Raw genomic sequence first — 17,594 nt, forward strand, 5'->3', positions numbered from 1 at the left:
AGTAGTAGAAACGGATAAGTAGCATCTGGCTCCTTCCAGAAAGTCTGCGGTCGCTGTGAGCAGATAGGAAAAAGTTGTGAAATTCTACCGTTATGAAATTATCAACATACAATCAAGTGCACAGAATGTGAAGCTGGATGGAACCGCGGTAAATATCGCTCCAGCATCTCTCATTCTGTGTTTTTTATTCTAAAGGAGACATCTATGCTAGATATCAAACGTATTCGTACAGATTTTGACGGAGTGGCTGCCAAATTAGCTACTCGTGGTGTGGTTGCCGAAACCTTGGCAAACATCAAGGAATTGGATGAAAAACGCCGTGAAATCTTGGTTACTGTAGAAGAATTAAAAGCTGAACGTAACACAGTTTCAGCAGAGATTGCCCAAGCAAAACGCAACAAGGAAAATGCTGATGACAAGATTGCTGCCATGCAAAAACTGTCTGCCGATGTAAAAAACTTGGATGCTGAACTCTTGGAAATTGATGAAAAACTAAATGCCATTCTTGCAGTTCTTCCAAATACGCCGCACGATTCTGTCCCTGTTGGTGCAGATGAAGAAGAGAACGTGGAAGTTCGTCGTTGGGGTACTCCACGTGAATTCACTTTCGAGCCAAAAGCTCACTGGGATTTGGGCGAAGACCTAGATATTCTGGACTGGGAACGTGGCGCAAAAGTAACTGGTGCACGCTTCCTCTTCTACAAGAACTTGGGTGCTCGCTTAGAACGTGCCCTCTACAACTTCATGTTGGACGAGCATATCGCAGAAGGCTACCAAGAAATCATCACGCCTTACATGGTCAACCACGACTCTATGTTTGGTACTGGTCAATATCCTAAGTTCAAGGAAGATACCTTTGAGTTGGCAGACACTAACTATGTCCTCATTCCAACTGCGGAGGTACCATTGACCAACTACTACCGCAACGAAATTTTGGAAGAAAAAGACCTACCAATCTACTTCACAGCTATGAGTCCATCTTTCCGTTCTGAAGCTGGTTCTGCTGGTCGTGACACCCGTGGTCTGATCCGCCTCCACCAATTCCACAAGGTTGAAATGGTCAAATTTGCCACACCAGAGCAGTCTTATGATGAATTGGAAAAAATGACCGCAAACGCAGAAAATATTCTCCAAAAACTAGGCTTGCCATACCGCGTTTTGGCCCTCTGTACAGGAGATATGGGCTTCTCAGCTGCTAAGACCTACGACTTGGAAGTCTGGATTCCTGCCCAAAATGCCTACCGTGAAATCTCAAGCTGTTCCAACACAGAAGATTTCCAAGCTCGCCGTGCCCAAATCCGCTACCGCGATGCTGCTGACGGTAAGGTTAAATTGCTCCACACCCTCAACGGTTCTGGTCTAGCGGTTGGTCGTACAGTGGCTGCCATCCTTGAAAACTACCAAAACGAAGATGGTTCTGTCACCATTCCAGAAGTTCTCCGTCCATACATGGGTGGGGTTGATGTGATTAAACCTTAGAGGTAAGGAATATGAAAAAGAAATGGTATAAGGACAAAAGTCGTGGTGAACTGGCTGGCGTTATCGCAGGTCTTTATGACTACTTTGACCTATATGAAAACTACGGTTGGAAATTAGAAAATGTTCGTTTAGTGGTCATTATATTAGCTATTGTAACCAACCTACCCTTTCTAACTGCCTACATCATTCTGGCTATACTTTTACCAGACAAGTCTGAACTCAACTAAAGCATGCAAAAGACGACTCCGAACGGAATCGTCTTTTCGTTTCCCTTATTGAAAATAGTAAAATGCCACTACCGCCCAGGCATTATTGATAAAATGCACTGCTATAGGATAGATGAGGTAATCTGTCTTGTAGTAGAGATAAGCCATTAAAAATCCTGGGCTAGCATAAATAATCCATGAACCCAAATCTGTTGGTCCATGCAGGAAAGCAAAAATCAAACCAGATACTACAATTCCTAGAATCTTATGCTTTTCAAATAACTTTTTGAATAGATAGCCTCTGAAATGACTGCCTGACAAGCTATTCTGACAAAGGCTAACCAAAAAGGAATCATCTGTAGCATCTTCTCAATGCCAATCTGATTAGCCGTATCTTCAATTCCTCGAAGGTCCATGATAGTATGCCCTAAGGCAGTAGAAAGACTAGTGAACAGTAAGGTGAGGGCAACCAGTCCAAGTCCCTTCCAAGTAAGGAATTTTCTATCCCAAATAGCAAGCCCTTTCCTTTCTGCCAACCAACACATAAAGACCATAATAGTAATAGAAGATAGACCTGCAGTCCATTGAGCGACTGGCGAGGTGGATTGTTGCAATATGAAAGTTGGAATGAGTTCAAGAAGCAATAATAGAAAGGCCTGCAATAAAATCCAGATTTTCCTACAAATCCATTCCAATCGTTGACTGAATGTTTCTAACATTTCCAACCTCCTAACCACTTCTCCATATAGACCATATCCATACCCTCCTGATCAAAAACTATAGATAATAGTAAGCCAAAAAGGCCCAAGCATTATTGATAAAATGAACTGCCATGGGATAGATGAGGTAATCCGTCTTATAATACAGGTACCCAAACAGGAAACCCGGAAGGGAATACAAAACCCAAGAACCCAAATCCGTTGGTCCATGTAAAAGGGCAAAAATCAAACCAGATACTACAATTCCCAACATCTTGTACTTTTCAAATAACTTCTTGAACAGATAACCTCTAACAATTATTTCTTCTGAAATAGCAGGTAGACATACAAAATTTATGAAGGCTAGCCAAGCTGGAATCTTCTGCAAAATCGTTTCAATATCAAGCTGATTGGCGGTATCCTCAATTCCTTGAAGCTCCATAATAAAATAACCCAGCTTTTTACTTAAATAAGCTATGGAAAATGTTAGTGCTACCAGCCCAAAGCCCTTCCAGGTCAGGAATTTTCTATCCCAAATGGCAAGCCCATTCTTCTCAGCTCGCCAGTACATAAAAACAATCAAAACCAGTGATACCAAACCTGCAGCCCATTGCGCGACTTGCGAGACAGAATTATCCAATATTAAATCCGGAATAACAGCAAGGACTAACAAGCCAAGCACTCTCACCAAAAGCCAAAGTTTTCGACCAAGCCATTTCAATCGTTGACTGAATGTTTCCATATCATTCTCCTACCCTAATTAAATAGTAAATAAGTATAGCTCGTCTGCTACAAAATTTATTATATTATTTAACAAGATTTTACAACGATAGTTTTCTTTTGTCAATAAAAACCAAGAAAAAATACTAGGTCTTCCTAGTATTTTCTAAAGCGTTGATAACGGTTTTCGAGCAGCTCATCAAGTGGCAATGCTTGTAGTTGAGCCAACTGGCTGAACAAGTTTTCCTTGATGTCAGACAAGACTTCCTTGGTCGCTCTGCCATTTTCCAAAACAACCCGATCAACCACTTGGAGTTTCTCCAACTCATAAGAAGTGATCTTCATCAGTTCTGCCGCTTCCATGGCCCGACTGCCGTCTTTCCAGAGTATTGATGCGAAACCTTCAGGGCTGAGGACGGCGTACATAGAGTTTTCCAGCATCCAGACCTGGTCTGCGACTGCTAGAGCAAGGGCTCCGCCAGAGCCTCCCTCGCCGATGATAATGGCGATAATAGGTACCTTGAGGTCGCTCATCTCCATTAGGTTTCGGGCAATGGCCTCGCCCTGTCCACGCTCCTCTGCACCGACGCCTGGATAAGCTCCTGCAGTATTAATAAATGTGACAACTGGGCGACCAAACTTCTCCGCCTGCTTCATGAGGCGAAGGGCCTTGCGGTAGCCTTCTGGGTGGGGCTGACCAAAGTTGCGTTTGAGGTTGTCCTGGAGGTTCTTCCCTTTTTGGATACCGATAACTGTCACTGGCTGACCTGCTAGAAAGCCGATGCCACCCACAACTGCTCTGTCATCACGGAAATTCCGATCGCCATGCAGTTCGATAAAGTCATCAAAGAATTGTGTGGCATAGTCCAAGGTCGTCAGGCGAGCCTGGTCACGTGCCAAACGGATCATACGTGCTACATCACTTGTCATCTGACACCTCCATGCATTCTCAACAAGCGACCAATGGTCGCAGGCAAGTCCTGACGTTTGACAATTGCATCAACAAAGCCATGTTCTTGTAAAAATTCAGCCTTCTGGAAATCATCTGGTAGATTTTCACGTACAGTTGACTCAATCACCCTGCGACCTGCAAAGCCAACTAAAGTCTGTGGCTCAGCCAGGATAATATCACCTTCCATGGCAAAACTAGCCGTCACACCTCCTGTTGTAGGGTCTGTCAAGACCGTCAGGTAAAAGAGGCCAGCATTGGAATGGCGTTTTACAGCTGCCGAAATCTTAGCCATTTGCATCAGGCTCATAATACCTTCCTGCATCCGAGCACCGCCAGAGGCGGTAAAGAGGACGACTGGCAATTTCTCTTCAGTAGCCAGTTCAAAGAGGCGGGTAATTTTCTCACCGACCACCGTTCCCATTGAAGCCATGATAAAGTGCGAATCCATGATTCCAAGGGCAACTGGTTGTCCGCTGATGGTCGCCTTTCCTGTCAAAACAGCCTCGTCCAAACCTGTCTTTTGACTGGTGGCTGCCAATTTTTCCAAATAATTAGGGAAGTCCAAGGGATTTTTGGTTTCAATCCCTGTAAACAATTCCTCGAACGAGCCTTTATCGACTGTCAATGCCAAGCGTTCCTGGGCTGTAATTCGAAAATTATAGGAACAGTGTTGACAGGTTTTCTCTAATCCCAAATCCTTTTTGTAGAGGATTTCCTTACAAGCTGGGCATTTGGAAAAGAGTTCATCTGGCACCTCTGGCTTTGCTTGAGGTGCTGACTCTATCCGCGAACGATTGGGGTTGATGCGGATATATTTGTCCTTTTTGCGAAAAAAAGCCATAGCATTCTCCTAGTTTACTTTTTTATCGTCATTTAGTTTTTCTTTTATTACTTCGACGTAAGAGGAAACTCCGTTTCCTTATTTCCAACTTCAAACACTCCACTGGATTGTTTGAACTCGCCTTGCCGTACTCCAGCTATGCCTACGGCTGTTGATGCGAACTTTGTTCGCTCTATTTCCAACCTCCAACTATCCACCAGATAGTTGGAGCGAGTACTAAAAGTAATCTAAAAGACTATAATTCTGCTTGATAGCGGGGTAAAAATTCTTCCATGAGGTAGGCGGTGTCGTAATCACCAGCCACCACTCGCTTGTCGGAAATTAAATCCAGCTGGAAGTCGGTATTGGTCACCACTCCGTCAATTTCCAATTCGTAGAGGGCTCGCTGCATCTTCATCAGAGCTTCAAAACGATTTTCCCCATGCACGATAACCTTGGCAATCATGGAATCGTAATAAGGCGGAATGGTGTAGCCTGGATAAACTGCCGAGTCCACACGCAGACCAACGCCACCACTTGGCAGGTAGAGATTGGAAATCTTACCTGGACTTGGGGCGAAGTTGAAGGCTGGATTTTCAGCATTGATCCGGCATTCAATAGCATGACCTGTAATCTTCACATCTTCTTGACGGACGCTGAGTTCCTGACCAGCCGCGATCTTGATTTGCTCCTTGACAATATCCACACCGGTGACAAACTCGGTAACTGGATGTTCCACCTGCACCCGTGTGTTCATTTCCATGAAGTAAAATTCGCCCTTGGCTTCATCCAATAGGAACTCAATGGTTCCTGCATTTTCATAGCCAACTGACTGGGCAGCCCGCACTGCTGCTTGACCGATACGATCCCGCATGGTCTGGCCAATAGCAATCGACGGAGCTTCTTCCAAGACTTTCTGGTTGTTGCGTTGAAGGGAACAGTCCCGTTCTCCCAGATGGATGACATGACCGTGCTGGTCTGCCAAAATCTGTACTTCGATGTGGCGGGCTGGATAGACGACACGCTCCATATACATGGCACCGTTGCCAAAAGCTGCCTTGGCTTCGCTGGAAGCTGATTCAAAGGCAGGCACTAGGTCTTCGGCTTTTTCCACCTTACGAATCCCCTTACCGCCACCACCTGCCGATGCCTTGAGCATGACAGGATAGCCAATCTTTTCAGCGATTGCAAGGGCTTCTTGGCTGGTCAAGACCTCACCGTCTGAGCCTGGAATGACAGGCACTTGAGCCTTAATCATCTCTGCCCGAGCATTGATTTTATCCCCCATGGTATCCATGACCGTTCCAGAAGGTCCGATGAACTTGATACCAACCTCTTCACAGAGGGTGGCGAATTTGGAGTTTTCACTCAAAAATCCAAAGCCGGGATGAATAGCCTGGGCACCTGTCACAACAGCCGCCGAGATGACCGACTGCATATTGAGATAGGAATCTGTCGAACGAGCAGGTCCGATACAGACAGCCTCATCTGCCAACATGGTGTGGAGGGCTTCCTTGTCAGCCTCTGAATAGACAGCCACCGTCGCAATCCCCAACTCCCTGGCCGCACGAATAATCCGCACCGCAATCTCACCACGATTGGCAATCAAAATCTTCTCAAACATGATGAATCCTATCTCCTTTTTAACATAGAATAATTGTTATAACAATCACAGTCCTTAACTAGTTTGAAAAATAAAGGACTGTTTCATACTCAATGAAAATCAAAATCAGGCTAGCTCCAAAGGTTTGGGAAACCTTTGGAGGTTGGAGATAGAGCGAACGAAGTTCGTTTCTCCAAGAGCAGATAGCCCCCTGCTACTTTCTTATTTTATCGTAGCAGGCTGTCAAGATCCACTGGAGCTTGACACTCATCAAATCAAGTCAACAACGGCTGAGTTTGATTTTCGAAGAGTATTATTTTCCAATAGCAAAAGTCAACATCCCCGACGCAGCCAGTTTTCCGTCCACCTCTGCCTTTGCCTCAACGACCGCAATGGTTCCACGGCGTTTGACAAATTTAGCAGTCATGATCAACTGGTCACCAGGTACAACTTGCTTCTTAAATTTAACCTTATCCATGCCGGCATAAAAAACCAGCTTGCCCTTGTTTTCTTCCTTGGACAACTCCAAGACACCTGCGGTTTGTGCCAAAGCCTCCATGATGAGAACACCTGGCATGACAGGATAGTCTGGGAAATGCCCGTTGAAGAAGGGCTCGTTAATGGTCACATTTTTGAGGGCGACAATCTCATCTTCCGATACTTCAAGGACACGATCGACCAAGAGCATTGGATAGCGATGAGGAAGAGCCTCTTTAATTTTCAAAATATCAATCATTTGATGCGTACCAATCCTTGTCCAAATTCTACAACGTCCTGGTTGGCCACCAAAATCTCTGTGACCACACCGTCACGGTCAGCAGGCACTTCGTTCATGACCTTCATGGCTTCGATAATCATGAGAGTCTGCCCTTTTTTGACCGTATCGCCAACTGCTACAAAGGCTGGCTTGTCAGGGGCTGGTGACAAATAAGCCACGCCGACCAAAGGACTTTCCACTACCGTACCTTCTGCCACAGAGCTTGCACCTGCTTCTACTGGAGCTGGTTCACTCGTTTCAACTGCTGGCACAGAGGCTGGGCTTGCAGGAGCTACTGGAACAAGCGGAGCTTCTACCGCTGGACTCGGAACCACTATCGCCTGCTGATTTTTACTGAAATGCAAGGTTTCCCCAGCATTGCTATATGAAAATTCTCGCAAACTTGACTGGTCAAACTGACTCATCAAATCCTTTATTTCTGTAATATTCACTTAAGCCTCCCAACGTTTGAAAGCAATCACCGAATTGTGACCTCCAAAGCCAAATGTATTTGAAATGGCATGGCGGATTTCTATATCACGCCCCTGTCCATAAATGACATCCGCTTCAATATCTTCAGATAATTCTGTCGTACCAGCTGTCTTTGGTGCGTAAGAATGACGCATAGCCTCAATGACAGCTGCCGCCTCAACTGCACCCGCCGCCCCCAACAAGTGCCCTGTGAAGGACTTGGTAGAAGAAACTGGCGTGTTCTTGCCGAAGACGGATACGATAGCTTGGCTTTCCCCTTTTTCATTAGCCGGTGTCGAAGTACCATGGGCATTGATATAATCAATATCAGCTGGCTCTAAACCTGCTTCTGAAATGGCCAACTTCATGGCCTTAATAGCACCCAGACCTTCTGGATGTGGAGAAGTCATGTGGTAAGCATCGCAAGTATTTCCATAACCGACGATTTCAGCCAAAATCGTCGCCCCACGCGCTTCTGCGTGTTCCAAACTTTCCAATACTAAAACCGCGGAACCCTCTCCCATGACAAAACCATTGCGGTCCTTGTCAAATGGAATAGACGCACGTTCTGGATCCTCAGTAGTCGACATAGCTGTCAAAGCTTGGAAACCACCGATTGCAAATGGAGTAATGGCTGCTTCTGCTCCACCTGCCAACATGACATCTTGGAAACCAAACTTGATTTCACGGAAGGCTTCTCCTAAGGCATCATTTGATGAAGCGCAGGCTGTGATGATACACTTGCAGACACCATTTGCACCGACCTGCATAGCAATATTTCCAGCCGCCATATTTGGCAAGGCCTTTGGAAGAGCCATGGGACGAATGCGTTTTGGACCTTTTTCGTTCATCCGAGCCACTTGCTCTTCAATTTCCAAAATACCACCAATACCTGTTGACAAGATAACGCCAAAACGGTCACTATCCACCGTCTCTGTATCCAGCTGTGCATTAGCAATCGCTTCTTTAGCTGCATAGAGTGCATAGAGCGAGTAATTATCGTAGCGATTTGTATCCTTTTTAACGAAATATTTGTCAAAAGGAAAATCTTTTAATTCCGCAGCATTATGGACCGAATATTCACTGGTATCAAACTTGGTAATCTTTCCGATCCCAATTTTCCCTGCTTTCAAACTATCCCAGAACTCCTCTGGCGTATTTCCGATTGGAGATGTCAGACCGTAGCCTGTTACTACTACACGATTTAATTTTGTCATTTTCAAACCTCTCTTAAAATAACACACAAAACAACATTGAATTTACAGTGCGTTATTGCAGTCTTTCAGTTTGCTTTTAGTACTACTAACAAAGTTCATTTCAACAAGCTGCAGACATCTTCAATAGTCCAGTGGACTATTGAAGATTGGAAATCGTACTTACGATAGTAAGTAACGCTCCGTTAGTACGGCAAAGCGAGTTCAAACAATCCAATAGATTGTTTGAAGCTGGAAATCTGGAAACGTAGTTTCCTCGCTCGTCGAAGTAATAAAAGATAAACTGGAAGACTGGATTACTGCATGGTCAAGCCGCCGTCAACAGCAATCACCTGTCCTGTTAGATATTCTTGCTTGGCAAGGAATACAGCAACATCAGCTACTTCTTTTGTCGCACCAAAGCGTTTCATAGGAATTTGTGCCGTCATAGCTTCTTTAATCTTGTCAGATAAAACATCTGTCATATCAGACTGGATAAAGCCCGGCGCAATCGCATTGACACGAACATTTCGCCCTGCAACCTCACGGGCAATGGCTTTAGTAAATCCAATCACACCTGCCTTAGAAGCAGAATAGTTGGCCTGTCCAGCATTTCCAATCAAGCCAGATACACTTGATAGATTGATAATAGCACCCTCACGAGCCTTTGTCATTGGTTTCAAAACAGCCTGCGTCATATTAAAAGTTCCAGTAAGATTTACCTTCAGAACCGTATCAAAATCCTCTTCTGTCATACGAAGAGCCATACCGTCTTTGGTAATCCCTGCATTATTGACCAAAATATCGACGCTACCGAGGGTTTCGATAGCTTCTGCCACCATTCGTTTGGCATCTTCCGCGCTCGAAATATCTCCTGAAATAGCGAGGACTTTCACACCGTAATCTGCAAAGCTATCCAGAATCTCTTGCCCTAATTGACTACGACCGTTCAGTACCACATTGGCACCAAGACTGGCAAACTTATGGGCAATGGCCAATCCGATTCCTCGACTTGAACCTGTTACAAAAACATTTTTATTTGTTAATTCCATGATTCCTCCTCATGATTTATTCAATACTATTTGTAGCCCCTCTATATCTTCAATTGCTACAACATGCGCCGTCTTATCGATTTTCTTGATAAATCCTGATAAGACTTTACCTGGACCGATTTCAATAAAGTTAGTCACGCCAGCTTCCTGCATGGTTGCGATTGACTCATAAAAACGGACTGGTTCCATCACTTGACGGGTCAAGAGGGACTTGATGTCCTCTTTTTTCATGACCTTGGCTTCCGTATTACCGACCAACTCTACTTGGAAGTCCGCAAATTCCACCTGCTCCAAGGCCAGGGCTAACTGGTCTGATGCTGGTTTTAAAAGAGCCGTGTGAAAGGGGCCAAATACATTGAGCGGAATCATCCGCTTGACACCTGCTTCCTTCAGCAATTCAACCGCCTCATCCACTGCAGCCACCTCGCCTCCGATGACGATTTGGGCTGGTGTGTTGTAGTTGGCTGGGGAAACAATCCCAGAGGTAACTGACGAACAGACTTCTTCAATCAGGTTGACATCTGTGTTGAGAACAGCAACCATCTTACCAGTCCCTGCTGGCGCAGCCGTTTCCATATATTTACCACGCTTAGCAATCAGGTCAATCGCATCTTCAAAGGCCAAAGCTCCCGATGCCACCAGAGCTGAATATTCTCCCAAGGATAGACCAGCTACCATATCAGGTTGTATTCCCTCTTCTTCCAACAGTCGAAAAATAGCCACAGAAGTAGTCAAAATAGCAGGCTGGGTATAGCGAGTCTGATGTAATTTATCCTCTTGATTGTCAATCAGGTCGCGAATGTCATACCCCAGAATCTGACTAGCCTGGTCAAACGTTTCTCTAACTATCGGGGAATATTCGTAAAGGTCGCGAGCCATCCCCACTGTCTGAGACCCTTGACCTGCAAAAAGAAAAGCTGTCTTTGTCATCCTATTCTCCAACCGAGGCCCAACGGCTTGCCTCTTCTTTAATCACTTTGGCTGCTCCATAATAGATGTCTTTCAAAATATCTTCACAAGATTCTTCTTTAGAAACCAGACCAGCAATTTGACCAGCCATCACGGAGCCATTTGTTACATCACCATCAACAACTGCATTGCGGAGTGCTCCTGCACCAAGTTCTTCAATAGCATCTGCCGAAATTTTACCTGCCAAGAAATCTTTCTCTGCAGCTGCATAAGCAGATGACAACTTATTCTTGATAGCTCTCACAGGATGTCCAACAATAGAAGCAGATACAGTTGTATCAATATCCTTAGCTTTTAAAACTTTTTCCTTATAAGCCTGATGGGCATTGGACTCTGTAGCTACTACAAAACGAGTTCCAACTTGCACCGCTTCTGCACCCAACATGAATGCTGCCGCTGCACCTGCACCATCTGCAATACCTCCAGCAGCAATAACAGGAATAGATACGGCTTCAACAACCTGACGAACCAAGGTCATGGTGGTCAATTTACCAATATGGCCTCCGGCTTCCATACCTTCAGCAATAACAGCATCTACCCCTAATTTTTCCATGCGTTTTGCAAGGGCTACACTCGGTACAACAGGAATAACTGTAATTCCTGCAGCATGGAGACGCTCCATATACTTCCCTGGATTTCCTGCTCCTGTAGTGACAACTTTCACACCTTCTTCGATGACCAAGTCAACAATGTCATCCGCAAAAGGAGACAAAAGCATGATATTGACACCGAAAGGCTTGTCCGTGATAGATTTAACCTTGTCAATATTTGCCTTGACCACCTCTTTGGGAGCATTTCCTCCACCGATGATTCCTAGACCACCTGCATTAGATACGGCACCAGCCAAATCTCCATCAGCTACCCAAGCCATACCACCTTGAAAAATTGGATACTTAATATCGAGCAATTCTGTTATTTTCGTCTTCATAATTCCCTCATCTTTTTTCTTGCTTACCTAATCATTTGAATATCAAATCATTAGGTAAACAAGTGAAGGGTTGCCCCCTCACTCAAAAAATAGTTTGATATTTCAATGTTTTGATTATCAAAGTATTTGACTTAAGAAAAATGCTCACCAGCACTTTTCTTAGCTATCCTCTTCCTTATATTATCTTTGAAATAAGGAGAGGAATACTATAGTCTTTCAGTTTGCTTTTAGTACTAGCTTTACCAGTCTAGGAATAGACTGGTAAAGGTCGGAAATAAAACAAACGAAGTTTGTGTCAATTGCTGTAGATAGCTTCAATAGTCCAGCGGACTATTGAAGGTTGGAAATCGTACTTACGATAGCAAGTAACATTCGTAGAGTACGGCATTGCGAGTTCAAATAAACAAAAGTTTATTTGAAGTTGGAAATAAGGAAACGAAGTTTCCTCATTCGTTGACGTAATAAAAGATAAACTGAATGACTATAATTATTTTGTTTTTTCTTCAACATAAGCAACCAAATCGCCTACAGTTGTCAAGCCTTCTTCAGTATCGATTTGAATATCGAAGGCATCTTCGATTTCAGAGATAACTTGGAAAAGATCCAATGAATCTGCATCTAAATCTTCAAATGTTGTTGTAAGGGTTACTTCTTCAGCATCCTTACCCAATTCTTCAACGATGATTTCCTGTACTTTTTCAAATACTGCCATGATATGTGTCTCCTTTTGGAAAATAAAATATTTTAATCTTGCCTAGGGCAAGGAATTAACTAAAGTTGTAAGAGTAGAGTTCCCCATGTGAGGCCTCCACCGAAACCAGCCATGAGAACAGTCTGGCTTCCATCCAATCGCAACATTCCGCTCTCTACACAGTCTGATAAGAGAATAGGAAGACTTGCTGCGCTGGTATTGCCATATTTATCCATATTTGCTGGAAATTTTTCACGCGCCACTCCCAATTTACGAGCCATCTTATCTAGGATACGTATATTGGCTTGGTGGAGCAAGAAATAATCAACGCAATCCACAGTCATATCAGCTTGTTCTAGCAGCTCTGCCATGGTTGCCGTAACATCCCTCGTAGCAAATTCAAATATAGCTCTGCCCTCCATTTGGATAAAGGGTTGTTGACGACTTTGTGTCGAGAATGGCGTCTCTTTCTGGTCTATCCCTGCTGTCAGACTAGCACCTCGACCGCCATCCGTTCGCAAGATTTCTGCTAAAAAGCTCGGTTGTTCGCACGCTTCCAGCAAAACTCCTCCAGCACCATCTCCAAATAAAACAGCCGTTGATCGATCCGACCAGTCGACAGACCTAGATAAGGTCTCTGCACCAATGACAAGCCCTCTCTTATAGACTCCTGAAGCAAGGAATTTTTCCGCTGTTGATAGCGCAAAAACAAATCCTGAACAAGCTGCAACGAGATCATAGGCGAAAGCCTTTTTCGCGCCAATTGCCGCTTGAACCATAGCTGCCGTAGATGGCATTGAAGCATCTGGAGTAATCGTTGCTACGATGATGAAGTCAATTTCACTAGCATCTAGCTGAGACTTTTCCAGTAATTTTCTAGCCACTTGACTAGCCAAATCACTCGTCATCTCTCCAGTAACAATGTGTCGTTGACCGATACCTGTACGGCTACGAATCCACTCATCACTGGTCTCCATTCGTTGAGCCAAATCATCGTTGGTCACAATCTTCTTCGGAAGATAGTGGGCCACCTGACTGATTTTAGCATGGTTTCTCATTTCAAATCCTCCAAGAAGTGATAGAGTTTCATGAGTCCTTTCTTCATTACCTGATACTCTGTTTCATCCATACCATCTGTAATCTGTTTTACCATTTCATTGTGAAATCGTTGATGCAAACGATAGACTAGTCGACCTTTTTTGGTCAGGTAGAGATGAACAACTCGCCGATCTTTGGTCGAACGAATACGCTCAACATATCCTTTTCTTTCCAAATTGTTCAAGCTAGTTGTAACAGTACCTAAGGTTACCATCAAAGTCCGAGCAACATCACTCGGAGTAGCTCCATCAATGCTTCCTATCACATCAATCGTGTGCATTTCCTTAATCGAAATATCATTGAATCGGCTACCACGCAGACTTGTTTCTTCAATCACCAACACATTGTTAAAAATGGCCGTTAGATATTCATTTACTTTTGGATCTTCCAAAACAGGCCTCCTTTACTTTGATAGTCAAAGTATAAACCATAAAACTTTGATTGTCAAACATTTTTTTACTAATTTAAAAATTAATCTCCCGTAAACACTGGTCTACGTCGTTCTGCATGCGCTCGAACTCCCTCTTTAAAATCCTCTTTATAGGCCAATGTTTCTTGCAAATCCAGCTCCAATCGGCGATAAGACTCCCAATCTTTAAATTGACTTTCCCATGTCAGTTGTTTGATTGCTGCATAAGAATTTACCGAGCCTCGCAAGAGTTTTTTTATGACCTGGGCAACCGTCTTTTCTAGTTTTTCTGGCTCTGCCAATTTATAAACAATCCCATATTCTAAAGCCTTATCCGCTGATAAGCCCTCCCCAGTCATCGCCAAGTGACTAGCACGATTAGCCCCAATAGCACGACTCAGTAGAAAGAGCCCCCCCGCATCCGGTGCAAGTCCAACACCTACAAAGGCTTGGATGAATTTTGTCTTGCTGGAGGCAATAACAAAATCAGCTGCCACTGCCATATTAGCCGCGGCTCCAGCCACTGCCCCATCTGTCACCATAATGACTACTTTAGACAATTTCTTCATCGCAAACGAAATATCATTCACCAGCTCTGCTATTTTTACCAAAGAAGCAATATCATCATCATCAACTGCACGCTTCATCTCAACTAAATCTCCACCAACGGAGAAAATGGAACCCTGTGCTTGAATTTGTAAAATTTTAACGGAGGCATCCCCTTCTGCAAGGCGGATTGCTTCTAAGATTTCTTCACACATAGGAATATTAAAACCATTTGCCACTTCCGGTCTGTTTAAAGTTAGAATCGCTACGGAATCAATTACTTCATAACGAATTGTTTGGTAGGCCATTCCCTTGCTCCTTTCAAAATAGTTTGATAATTAAAAGATTTGAATATCAAACTTCAAATTCTTGTTTTCCATTGTAACACAGTTTTTAAAATTGTCACTTTTTTTCTAGCAAGTAAAGTGTGACGTCCGAAAAAGATGGGGGCTATCATCGCAATATAAAATTTAGATATGCTAGAAAATAACGTGTCTAAGAACCTATATTCACACGAAAAGCGCCTTGGCTTTTTCAGTCATCAAGGTAGTTTTTGCGGGAAATACTGACTGTATTTTGAAAAAACAACCTCAATATGCAAATCTGAACTGTAAATTATAGGCTCTAAGTTTAATTTACAACTATCATTTTTCACGTTAATACTTTTGGAAGATTTAACTGGATTCTGAGCTAGAAATACCATTTTTCACGAGAACTAATACTTGGACTACAATATCATATTTCTTAAAATCGCAGTAAGTCAAAGGCCTCTTCAAGATTGTCTACCAATTTGTCTGCTTTCGATTGATCAATTCCATAATGCTGGTCTCGAATAGCCCAAACTGTCAAACCTGCTTTTTTAGCCGCTTCAATCCCCTTCGCACTATCTTCAAATACTAAAATGTCCGATTTAGCTACTCCTGTTGCACTAGCTGCTTTCATATAAACTGTGGGATCTGGTTTTGGGGCCTCACAATCCATCGCTGAGAAAACATGACTAAAGTGAGAGCGTATACCAGCATCTAGTAAAGCACGTTCGATTTCTGAACGGTCGGTATTTGAAGCCAAAACTACAGGAATACCTTGGATAGTTAGTCTCTCCAATACCGCTTTAACTTCAGGAAAAATCCTCTCTGCATAAGGGGTTGGTCGCTTTTCTTTATACACACGATATTCTTCTTCCAAGGCAGGGACATCCCAGTTATCATAATCATCCCCTAAAATCCGTTGCCAAATTTGACTAGCCCTTCCACCGACAAATATAGATGGATCCAAATGATCAACCGATAAACCTTTTGTCGCTAAAAAATCTGCTCGACGCTGAAAATAGAATGTTTCTGTATCAAAAAGTACACCATCCATGTCGAAAATAATTGCTTTTACCATACTCGCCTCCTATTACTTTAATTGTAACACAGTTGAAAGAAAAAAATGTTTTTCTGAAATTTTCATACTTGTCTCTTGTTCGTTTTTCGATAAAATTCTTGGCAAGATTTGTCTGAACATACTGACAATTTCATATCATTCTGCTATAATAGAAAAAAATATCCAAGGAGATGAGAATGAAAGTTATTAAATTTGGGGGAAGCTCACTTGCTTCAGCTGGACAGTTAGAAAAAGTTTTCAATATTGTTCAATCTGATTCAGAACGTCGCTTTGTTGTGGTGTCTGCACCTGGAAAACGCAATGCCGAGGATACTAAAGTTACTGATGCGTTGATTAAATATTATAAAGAATATGTTAACGGAAAAGATGTGACTGCCAGTCAAGAATGGATCATCAACCGTTATCAAGCAATGGTTGACGAACTTGGTTTCACAGCTAACAGCATGAAGAAAATCGCAGACAGCATCATCTCTTTGGCCAGCCTACCAATTGATGATAACGAATTCCTTTACGACGCGTTCTTAGCAGCTGGTGAAGATAATAATGCCAAATTGATTGCCGAATATTTTACCCACAGAGGATTGCCTGCACGCTATGTCCATCCTAAAAAAGCTGGTATTATTGTCAGCTCCGAACCAGGAAATGCTCGCATTTTGCCTTCAAGTTATGACAAAATCGAAGAGCTTCGTGATACAGATGAAGTACTCATTATCCCAGGATTCTTCGGTGTAACTGTTGATAACCAGATTTGTACCTTCTCACGAGGTGGATCGGATATTACAGGTTCCATCATTGCTGCCGGGGTCAAGGCTGACCTCTATGAAAACTTTACAGATGTCGATGGTATTTTTGCAGCCCATCCTGGCATCATTAAAAATCCACATTCAATTAAAGAATTGACCTATCGTGAAATGCGAGAATTAGCTTATGCAGGTTTCTCCGTCCTCCACGATGAAGCTCTCCTTCCTGCCTATCGCGGACGAATTCCATTGGTTATCAAAAACACCAATAACCCAACTCACCCTGGTACCCGAATTGTACACAAACATACCGAGCAAACAGTTCCTGTTGTCGGTATTGCTGCAGACGATGGTTTTGTCAGCATTAACTTGTCTAAATACTTGATGAACCGTGAAGTTGGTTTTGGTCGCAAAGTGTTGCAAATTCTCGAAGATCTCAATATTCGCTGGGAGCACATGCCGACCGGGATTGACGATTTATCCATCGTAGTCCGTGAGCGTGAATTGACTCCTATCAAGGAAGAAGAAATCCTTCGTCAACTCAATACGAAAATGGAAGTTGACAAGGCCGAAATCGAACATGGTTTATCTATTATCATGATTGTTGGTGAAAATATGAAGAGCCATGTCGGTGTAACAGCTACCGCTACCACTGCCCTCTCTAAACAAAATGTCAACTTGGCAATGATTTCACAGGGAGCCAGTGAAGTTTCTGTTATGTTCGTTGTCAAAACCGAAGAAAAGAAACGCGCTCTGCACGCACTCTATGAAGCTTTTTTTAACGAGCAATAATCACAACGAGGTCGGTCAGTTCCCACTTCATACTCTTTGAAAATCAAAACCAGACATTGTTGACTTGATTTGATGAGTGTCAAG

At 43.3% G+C, this 17,594-nt stretch carries 20 protein-coding genes; 3 read left to right on the plus strand and 17 right to left on the minus strand.

All coding sequences use genetic code 11. The features are described 5' to 3' along the window. Positions 1-204 precede the first annotated feature (204 nt). Entirely contained in the window at positions 205-1,479 is a 1,275-nt protein-coding gene (gene serS / locus GPW69_RS08505) for a serine--tRNA ligase (protein WP_074391699.1), read from the plus strand. Positions 1,480-1,490: 11 nt separating this feature from the next. Further along, positions 1,491-1,706, plus strand: coding sequence for a PspC domain-containing protein (locus tag GPW69_RS08510; RefSeq protein WP_024381939.1), 216 nt, complete (start codon positions 1,491-1,493; stop codon positions 1,704-1,706). A 45-nt stretch (positions 1,707-1,751) separates the two neighbouring features. Here GPW69_RS08510 and GPW69_RS10750 read toward each other — a convergent pair whose 3' ends face one another. From GPW69_RS10750 to GPW69_RS08590, 17 genes are all read right to left on the minus strand, one after another. Next, positions 1,752-2,030, minus strand: coding sequence for a CPBP family intramembrane glutamic endopeptidase (locus GPW69_RS10750; protein WP_332068171.1), 279 nt, complete (start codon positions 2,028-2,030; stop codon positions 1,752-1,754). Beyond that, positions 1,943-2,404, minus strand: coding sequence for a hypothetical protein (locus GPW69_RS08515; RefSeq protein WP_232051798.1), 462 nt, complete (start codon positions 2,402-2,404; stop codon positions 1,943-1,945). The genes GPW69_RS10750 and GPW69_RS08515 overlap by 88 nt, the downstream gene beginning before the upstream one ends. A 58-nt stretch (positions 2,405-2,462) precedes the next feature. Beyond that, on the minus strand, positions 2,463-3,125 hold the full coding sequence (locus GPW69_RS08520; RefSeq protein ID WP_079848517.1) for a CPBP family intramembrane glutamic endopeptidase: 663 nt from the start codon (positions 3,123-3,125) through the stop codon (positions 2,463-2,465). 134 nt (positions 3,126-3,259) lie between these two features. Beyond that, the gene (locus GPW69_RS08525; RefSeq protein WP_074391698.1) at positions 3,260-4,033 is read right to left on the minus strand and encodes an acetyl-CoA carboxylase carboxyl transferase subunit alpha; all 774 of its coding nucleotides are present in this window, start codon (positions 4,031-4,033) and stop codon (positions 3,260-3,262) included. Continuing rightward, positions 4,030-4,896 carry an acetyl-CoA carboxylase, carboxyltransferase subunit beta gene (gene accD, locus GPW69_RS08530; RefSeq protein WP_074391697.1) on the minus strand — a complete coding sequence of 289 codons (867 nt, stop codon included), beginning with the start codon at positions 4,894-4,896 and terminating at the stop codon, positions 4,030-4,032. Before accD ends, GPW69_RS08525 begins: the two co-directional genes overlap by 4 nt. Before the next feature lie 235 nt (positions 4,897-5,131). Next, positions 5,132-6,499, minus strand: coding sequence for an acetyl-CoA carboxylase biotin carboxylase subunit (locus tag GPW69_RS08535; protein ID WP_074391696.1), 1,368 nt, complete (start codon positions 6,497-6,499; stop codon positions 5,132-5,134). 292 nt (positions 6,500-6,791) lie between these two features. Continuing rightward, positions 6,792-7,214 (minus strand): 3-hydroxyacyl-ACP dehydratase FabZ, encoded by a 423-nt coding sequence (gene fabZ, locus GPW69_RS08540; RefSeq protein WP_024406598.1) that lies wholly within the window; start codon positions 7,212-7,214, stop codon positions 6,792-6,794. Further along, on the minus strand, positions 7,211-7,687 hold the full coding sequence (gene accB / locus GPW69_RS08545) for an acetyl-CoA carboxylase biotin carboxyl carrier protein (protein WP_074391695.1): 477 nt from the start codon (positions 7,685-7,687) through the stop codon (positions 7,211-7,213). The genes fabZ and accB overlap by 4 nt, the downstream gene beginning before the upstream one ends. Beyond that, positions 7,688-8,923: a beta-ketoacyl-ACP synthase II gene (gene fabF, locus GPW69_RS08550; RefSeq protein WP_074391694.1), complete on the minus strand. Its 1,236-nt coding sequence runs from the start codon at positions 8,921-8,923 to the stop codon at positions 7,688-7,690. Between the two features lie 293 nt (positions 8,924-9,216). Further along, entirely contained in the window at positions 9,217-9,951 is a 735-nt protein-coding gene (gene fabG / locus GPW69_RS08555; RefSeq protein ID WP_074391693.1) for a 3-oxoacyl-[acyl-carrier-protein] reductase, read from the minus strand. Positions 9,952-9,960: 9 nt separating this feature from the next. Then, a complete protein-coding gene (gene fabD, locus GPW69_RS08560) occupies positions 9,961-10,881 on the minus strand; it encodes an ACP S-malonyltransferase (RefSeq protein WP_074391692.1) in 921 nt (306 codons plus the stop codon). A gap of 1 nt (position 10,882) precedes the next feature. Next, positions 10,883-11,848: an enoyl-[acyl-carrier-protein] reductase FabK gene (gene fabK, locus GPW69_RS08565; RefSeq protein WP_074391691.1), complete on the minus strand. Its 966-nt coding sequence runs from the start codon at positions 11,846-11,848 to the stop codon at positions 10,883-10,885. Positions 11,849-12,335: 487 nt separating this feature from the next. After that, a complete protein-coding gene (locus GPW69_RS08570) occupies positions 12,336-12,560 on the minus strand; it encodes an acyl carrier protein (protein WP_002938891.1) in 225 nt (74 codons plus the stop codon). Positions 12,561-12,619: 59 nt separating this feature from the next. After that, entirely contained in the window at positions 12,620-13,597 is a 978-nt protein-coding gene (locus GPW69_RS08575) for a beta-ketoacyl-ACP synthase III (protein ID WP_074391690.1), read from the minus strand. Beyond that, on the minus strand, positions 13,594-14,028 hold the full coding sequence (gene fabT, locus GPW69_RS08580; RefSeq protein ID WP_009910713.1) for a fatty acid biosynthesis transcriptional regulator FabT: 435 nt from the start codon (positions 14,026-14,028) through the stop codon (positions 13,594-13,596). The genes GPW69_RS08575 and fabT overlap by 4 nt, the downstream gene beginning before the upstream one ends. Positions 14,029-14,108: 80 nt before the next feature. Next, positions 14,109-14,900: an enoyl-CoA hydratase gene (locus GPW69_RS08585; protein ID WP_009910717.1), complete on the minus strand. Its 792-nt coding sequence runs from the start codon at positions 14,898-14,900 to the stop codon at positions 14,109-14,111. Between the two features lie 436 nt (positions 14,901-15,336). Next, on the minus strand, positions 15,337-15,978 hold the full coding sequence (locus GPW69_RS08590; protein WP_014638572.1) for an HAD family hydrolase: 642 nt from the start codon (positions 15,976-15,978) through the stop codon (positions 15,337-15,339). 176 nt (positions 15,979-16,154) lie between these two features. Here GPW69_RS08590 and GPW69_RS08595 point away from each other — a divergent pair, with 176 nt between their 5' ends. Then, a complete protein-coding gene (locus GPW69_RS08595) occupies positions 16,155-17,510 on the plus strand; it encodes an aspartate kinase (protein WP_002942489.1) in 1,356 nt (451 codons plus the stop codon). The last annotated feature ends 84 nt before the right edge of the window (positions 17,511-17,594 follow it).

This window comes from Streptococcus suis (assembly GCF_902702775.1).
In the GTDB taxonomy this organism is placed as follows: domain Bacteria; phylum Bacillota; class Bacilli; order Lactobacillales; family Streptococcaceae; genus Streptococcus; species Streptococcus hashimotonensis.

Coding starts and splice junctions, on each gene's coding strand:
- GPW69_RS08535 (WP_074391696.1), bottom strand. CDS start 6,499: ATGTTTGAGAAGATTTTGATTGCCAATCGTGGTGAGATTGCGGTGCGG.
- fabZ (WP_024406598.1), bottom strand. CDS start 7,214: ATGATTGATATTTTGAAAATTAAAGAGGCTCTTCCTCATCGCTATCCA.
- accD (WP_074391697.1), bottom strand. CDS start 4,896: ATGGCTTTTTTTCGCAAAAAGGACAAATATATCCGCATCAACCCCAAT.
- GPW69_RS08595 (WP_002942489.1), top strand. CDS start 16,155: ATGAAAGTTATTAAATTTGGGGGAAGCTCACTTGCTTCAGCTGGACAG.
- GPW69_RS08525 (WP_074391698.1), bottom strand. CDS start 4,033: ATGACAAGTGATGTAGCACGTATGATCCGTTTGGCACGTGACCAGGCT.
- GPW69_RS08590 (WP_014638572.1), bottom strand. CDS start 15,978: ATGGTAAAAGCAATTATTTTCGACATGGATGGTGTACTTTTTGATACA.
- fabK (WP_074391691.1), bottom strand. CDS start 11,848: ATGAAGACGAAAATAACAGAATTGCTCGATATTAAGTATCCAATTTTT.
- fabG (WP_074391693.1), bottom strand. CDS start 9,951: ATGGAATTAACAAATAAAAATGTTTTTGTAACAGGTTCAAGTCGAGGA.
- GPW69_RS08515 (WP_232051798.1), bottom strand. CDS start 2,404: ATGTTAGAAACATTCAGTCAACGATTGGAATGGATTTGTAGGAAAATC.
- GPW69_RS08510 (WP_024381939.1), top strand. CDS start 1,491: ATGAAAAAGAAATGGTATAAGGACAAAAGTCGTGGTGAACTGGCTGGC.
- fabD (WP_074391692.1), bottom strand. CDS start 10,881: ATGACAAAGACAGCTTTTCTTTTTGCAGGTCAAGGGTCTCAGACAGTG.
- GPW69_RS08585 (WP_009910717.1), bottom strand. CDS start 14,900: ATGGCCTACCAAACAATTCGTTATGAAGTAATTGATTCCGTAGCGATT.
- GPW69_RS08570 (WP_002938891.1), bottom strand. CDS start 12,560: ATGGCAGTATTTGAAAAAGTACAGGAAATCATCGTTGAAGAATTGGGT.
- GPW69_RS08575 (WP_074391690.1), bottom strand. CDS start 13,597: ATGAGAAACCATGCTAAAATCAGTCAGGTGGCCCACTATCTTCCGAAG.
- fabF (WP_074391694.1), bottom strand. CDS start 8,923: ATGACAAAATTAAATCGTGTAGTAGTAACAGGCTACGGTCTGACATCT.
- GPW69_RS08520 (WP_079848517.1), bottom strand. CDS start 3,125: ATGGAAACATTCAGTCAACGATTGAAATGGCTTGGTCGAAAACTTTGG.
- serS (WP_074391699.1), top strand. CDS start 205: ATGCTAGATATCAAACGTATTCGTACAGATTTTGACGGAGTGGCTGCC.